This is a genomic window from Mycobacterium sp. (assembly GCF_044370595.1).
In the GTDB taxonomy this organism is placed as follows: domain Bacteria; phylum Actinomycetota; class Actinomycetes; order Mycobacteriales; family Mycobacteriaceae; genus Mycobacterium.
This window is the reverse complement of the sequence record NZ_JBILVF010000213.1, coordinates 1-4,227: the sequence shown is the minus strand read 5'-3', so window position 1 is coordinate 4,227 and position 4,227 is coordinate 1. Positions and strand designations below refer to the sequence as shown.

The 4,227-nt window shown below is 66.9% G+C and carries 5 protein-coding genes and 1 pseudogene; 2 read left to right on the top strand and 4 right to left on the bottom strand.

The features are described from left to right. Positions 1 to 243 (bottom strand): fructose-bisphosphatase class II (locus ADBZ5N_RS17640; protein ID WP_526259690.1); only part of this gene is annotated, 243 nt, incomplete at its 3' end. Positions 244 to 298: 55 nt separating this feature from the next. Between ADBZ5N_RS17640 and ADBZ5N_RS17635 the strand changes: the two genes are divergently transcribed. Continuing rightward, positions 299 to 1,003 (top strand): DUF4245 family protein, encoded by a 705-nt coding sequence (locus ADBZ5N_RS17635; RefSeq protein ID WP_526259688.1) that lies wholly within the window; start codon positions 299 to 301, stop codon positions 1,001 to 1,003. A gap of 7 nt (positions 1,004 to 1,010) precedes the next feature. Continuing rightward, entirely contained in the window at positions 1,011 to 1,808 is a 798-nt protein-coding gene (locus ADBZ5N_RS17630; RefSeq protein ID WP_526259686.1) for a dienelactone hydrolase family protein, read from the top strand. Here the strand turns inward: ADBZ5N_RS17630 and ADBZ5N_RS17625 are convergent. The 3 genes and pseudogenes from ADBZ5N_RS17625 to ADBZ5N_RS17615 form a co-directional block, all read right to left on the bottom strand. After that, positions 1,789 to 3,033 carry an AI-2E family transporter gene (locus tag ADBZ5N_RS17625; protein WP_526259684.1) on the bottom strand — a complete coding sequence of 415 codons (1,245 nt, stop codon included), beginning with the start codon at positions 3,031 to 3,033 and terminating at the stop codon, positions 1,789 to 1,791. The two genes, ADBZ5N_RS17630 and ADBZ5N_RS17625, sit on opposite strands and share 20 nt — an antisense overlap. A gap of 33 nt (positions 3,034 to 3,066) precedes the next feature. Continuing rightward, a complete protein-coding gene (locus tag ADBZ5N_RS17620) occupies positions 3,067 to 3,834 on the bottom strand; it encodes an SDR family NAD(P)-dependent oxidoreductase (RefSeq protein WP_526259682.1) in 768 nt (255 codons plus the stop codon). Continuing rightward, positions 3,831 to 4,227: pseudogene (locus ADBZ5N_RS17615) on the bottom strand (NAD-dependent epimerase/dehydratase family protein); the annotation flags it as partial. The pseudogene ADBZ5N_RS17615 and the gene ADBZ5N_RS17620, both read right to left, overlap by 4 nt.

Genomic DNA, 4,227 nt, shown 5'->3' with positions numbered 1-4,227 from the left:
GACCTCTTCGCCGTTGTAGAGCATCGGGGCATTGTCCTTCTCGCCCTCGCCGATCACCACCACCCCGCGCATCGACACCGAGTTCACCAACTGGCGCATGGCGTCGACGGCAGCGCCGTCGCCGCCCTCCTTGTCTCCGCGACCCACCCAGCGGCCGGCGGCCATCGCCCCGGCCTCGGTCACCCGCACCAGTTCCAGGGCCAGGTTTCGGTCGGGGGCTTCGCGGCGGCGGACGTCAGACATGGGCAAGATTGTCCCAGAACCGCTGGACGGGCCCAGACCTGGGATACTGGCAGCTGTGACCCGCCCTGACCCCGATGCGGCCGAGTACCAGCCCGATCCCGGCGATCAGGCGACCTCCCGTCTCGAAGACACCATCCTCCCGGCTCCCAGACCGCCCAAGCCCCGGGTCCTTCAGGACGGCCGCGACATGTTCTGGTCGCTGGCGCCGCTGGTGGTGGCTTGCATGCTGCTGGCCGGTCTGGTCGGCATGTGCTCGTTCCGGCCCACCGGACCGGCCGACGGTGAACCGCCGACCTACGACGCCGCCAGGGCACTGCAGGCCGACGCCGGCGCCGTCGGCTACCCGGTCCGGCTGCCCAAGCTGCCGGAGGGCTGGCAGGCCAACTCCGGAACCCGCAGCGGCATCGAGGCCGGCCGCACCGACCCGGCCACCGGCGCCAAACTCTCCGCGGTGACCAGTCGGGTTGGCTACATCGCACCGTCAAAGATGTACGTCAGCCTGACCCAGAGCAACGCCGACGAGACCGCGCTGGTCCGGTCGATCCAGAAGTCGGTGTATCCCACCGGTACCGAGGAGGTCGGCGGGGTCACCTGGATCGTCTACCAGGGCGGTGAGGACACCGAGCCGGTGTGGACCACCCGCCTGCAGGGTCCGCAGGGCCAGGTCCAACTGGCGATCACCGGCGCGGGTAAAGCCGAGGACTTCCGGGCACTGGCACTGGCGACCCAGACTCAGCCGCCGCTGGCGCCGACCCGATAGGAACACCATGAAAGCTCCCGAAGCGGACCTCTCCGGCTGGGTTTGTGAATCGTTCACCGCCGAAGGTTTCACCTACGCCGTCTACCGCAAGGGCTCCGGCCCCGGGGTGGTGCTCATTCCCGAGATGCCCGGGGTGCATCCCGGCGTGCTCGCGCTGGGAAACCATTTGGTGGACAACGGCTTCACCGTCGCGATCCCGTCGCTGTTCGGCACGCCGGGCGCCCCGGCTCGGGGCGTGGGTTTGGTCCCCACGCTGGTGCGGGGTTGTGTGGCCAAGGAGTTCGCGGCGTTCGCGCTGAACAAACAACGTCCGGTGACCCGATACCTGCGGGCACTGGCGCGCGATCTCAAAGCCAGGGCGGGCGGCAAGGGTGTCGGCGTGATCGGGCAATGCTTCACCGGGGGTTTCGCGCTGGCCGCCGCGGTGGACGACAGTGTGCTGGCCTCGGTGCTCAGTCAGCCGTCGGTGCCGCTCGCGCTCAGCGCGGCGCACAAGCGTGACCCCGGATTCTCCGAGGGGGAGATGAAGGTCATCGAGAAACGGGCCGCCGAGGGTGGGCTGTGCGCATTGGGGCTGCGGTTCAGCGGCGACCCGATGGCTCCAGCGGAGCGGTTCAAGACCCTCAAAGATCGGCTCGGCGACAACTTCGAGGTCATCGAAATCGATTCCGCCCCAGGCAACGCCGGTGGTTTCGGCCGGATCGCGCACTCGGTGCTGACCCTCGAGGTACGTGAGGTCGACGGGCAACCCGCCTACGAGGCCCGCAAGCGGGTGGTGGACTTCCTCAAAGAGCGCTTGGCCTAGACGATTCCGGGGCGCTTTCCGCATCCGGGCCCACCGGCAGGACGGTCTCGGAAACCTGCTCGCCGGCTTCCCTGGCAGCCTTGTCCTTTCGGCGTCTGCCGAACAGTGTGCGCTCGTCGCCGGACTCGTCGCGGTCCTCTTCTTCGTCATCCTCCTCGTCCTTCATCTCGATGCCCTTGTACACCGCCAGGTACACCGAGATCGTGGTGACGATCAGGATCATCAGCACCGGGCCGACGATGATGCCAAAGAACCCGAACATCGCGATGCCGGAGAACACCGACAGCAGCATCAGCGCGGAATCCAGGCGCGCCTCTTTCGGAACCAGGATGGGCCGCAGGAAGTTGTCGATGTTGGTGATGGCGAAGATGTGGAACAGCACCACGAACAAACCCCCGGCGATATTGCCGAAGAACATCATCCCGATGCCGAACGGGATCGTCACGATGCCGCTTCCCAGCGGGACCACCGACAGCGCCGTCAGCAGGATCGCGAAGATGAAGAAGGCGTCGTGGAAGCCGGCGATGTAGATCGACACCGCGCCGAGGGTGCCTTGAATCACCGCAATGATGAACTGGCCCTTGACGGTTCCCTTGACCATTGCACCCATCTTCGCCAGGTACAAGTCAGTGACCTCTTCACCGAGCGGGTTGAGCCGGCGGATCAAGGTGATCAGTTCGGTCTTGTTGACCAGAAACGAGATCAGCACGTAGAGGAAGATGATCGCCGAGGTGATGAAGCCGATCGCGCCGCCCGCGACTCCGGTGAGGGTGCGCAGCAGCCACTCGCCGATGGTCTGGGCCAGCGCCCCGAGATTGTCACGCAGCGACTCCACGCTGATCTGCGGCGTTTGGAACGGCAGCTTGGCCAGCAGTCCGTTGACCGTGCCGATGGCCCTTTCCCCGAGGGCGTTGAGGTCTGCGGTTCGGGCCCACTCGGCCGCCGCGATCAGCATTCGTGAGATCTGCAGGGTCGCGATGGAGATCACAGCCGAGATGGGGATGACGACGGTTGCCAGAGCGGCCAGCACGGTCACCGCGGTGGCCAGTCCGCCGTTGAACCTGGCCTTGAGCCGGTTGTAGAGCGGTGCGAACAGGTAGGCCACGATGGCGGCGATCACGATCAACATGAAGTAGCGGCGCAGGAAGTAGGCACCGAACAGCAGGGCTATGCCGGTGACGATGGCCAGCGCGCGCTTCTGGGCGAGCGTGAACTCGGTCTTCACCGGGCTGGGCTCCAGTTCGCGGTCTTCACCGCACTACTGTCCCATGAGCTTGGTCAGATGCTGGTGAATGTTGGGGTAGCGCTTGAGGTGCGCGCCGCCGTTGAGGTCGAGGATCTCCCCGGTCATCCACGCCGACTGCGGCGAGCACAGGAACGCCACCGCCGCGGCAACATCCTCCGGGGTGCCGACCCGGCCCAGCGCGGTGTTCTCGACGTACTCCTCCACCACGCCGGGGATGGCCGCGGCGCCCTCGGTCAGCGGGGTGTGCACGAACCCGGGGGCGACGGCGTTGACCCGTATGCCGCGCGGCCCGAGTTCCAGGGCCGCCACTTGGGTAAGCATGGACAGCCCGGCTTTGGCCGCGCAGTAGGCGCTCATCCCAATCGCGGGCTGACGGGCGTTCAGCGAGGTCAGCGACACCACCGAACCGCCTTCCCGCAGATGCCGACCGGCGTGCTTGATGACGAGGAACGCACCGTTCAGGCAGACGTCCACCACCGACCGGAACTGCTCGGCATCCAGGTCGGTGATCATCCCGAACCCGCTGAAACCCGCGCAGTTGACCACCGCATCCAGCTCACCGACTTCATCGAACAGTCGCGCCACACTGTCCTCGTCGATGACCTCGACCGCTGCCCAGGTGTGCGGGGCGCCGAGTTCAGCGGCGCGCTGCCGGGCCAAGTCGGTGTTGCGGTCGCCGATGGTCACATGGAAGCCGTCGGCGGCCAGTGATCGGGCCGTGGCCCAACCGATGCCGGATGCGCCGCCCACGACGACGGCTATCCGCTGATTCGTGCTCATGATGTCCTCCGATCGACCTGCGGTGCACCCCACTTGCGGCGTATCGCTTCCCACGGATCGGCGAAGCGGCCCGGCAGGCCGTAGTAGGGCGACCTTCGTTTCAGATACTGCCGCGCCAGCGGTGCGACCAGTCTCAGTGGATAGCGTTTCCAGCCGGCCTTGGTCGCTGTCTCGGCCAGCAACTGCGGCCATGAATGGTGTTGGTGGCCAAGCACTTCCTGGGCGGTGGCGGTGTCCATCCAGTCGGTGGCGAACCAGCCGGCGTCGTCGTCGGGGTCGCCGGGCCGCCCGGGTGGTAGGCCGTCGACGAGGCCGAGAGCGGCGGCGGTCTTGCGCGCGACCTCACCCTGGCGCAATCGGTGCGAGTCGTCCCCCCGATGAGCAGGGTCTGGC

Coding starts and splice junctions, on each gene's coding strand:
- ADBZ5N_RS17630 (WP_526259686.1), top strand. CDS start 1,011: ATGAAAGCTCCCGAAGCGGACCTCTCCGGCTGGGTTTGTGAATCGTTC.
- ADBZ5N_RS17620 (WP_526259682.1), bottom strand. CDS start 3,834: ATGAGCACGAATCAGCGGATAGCCGTCGTCGTGGGCGGCGCATCCGGC.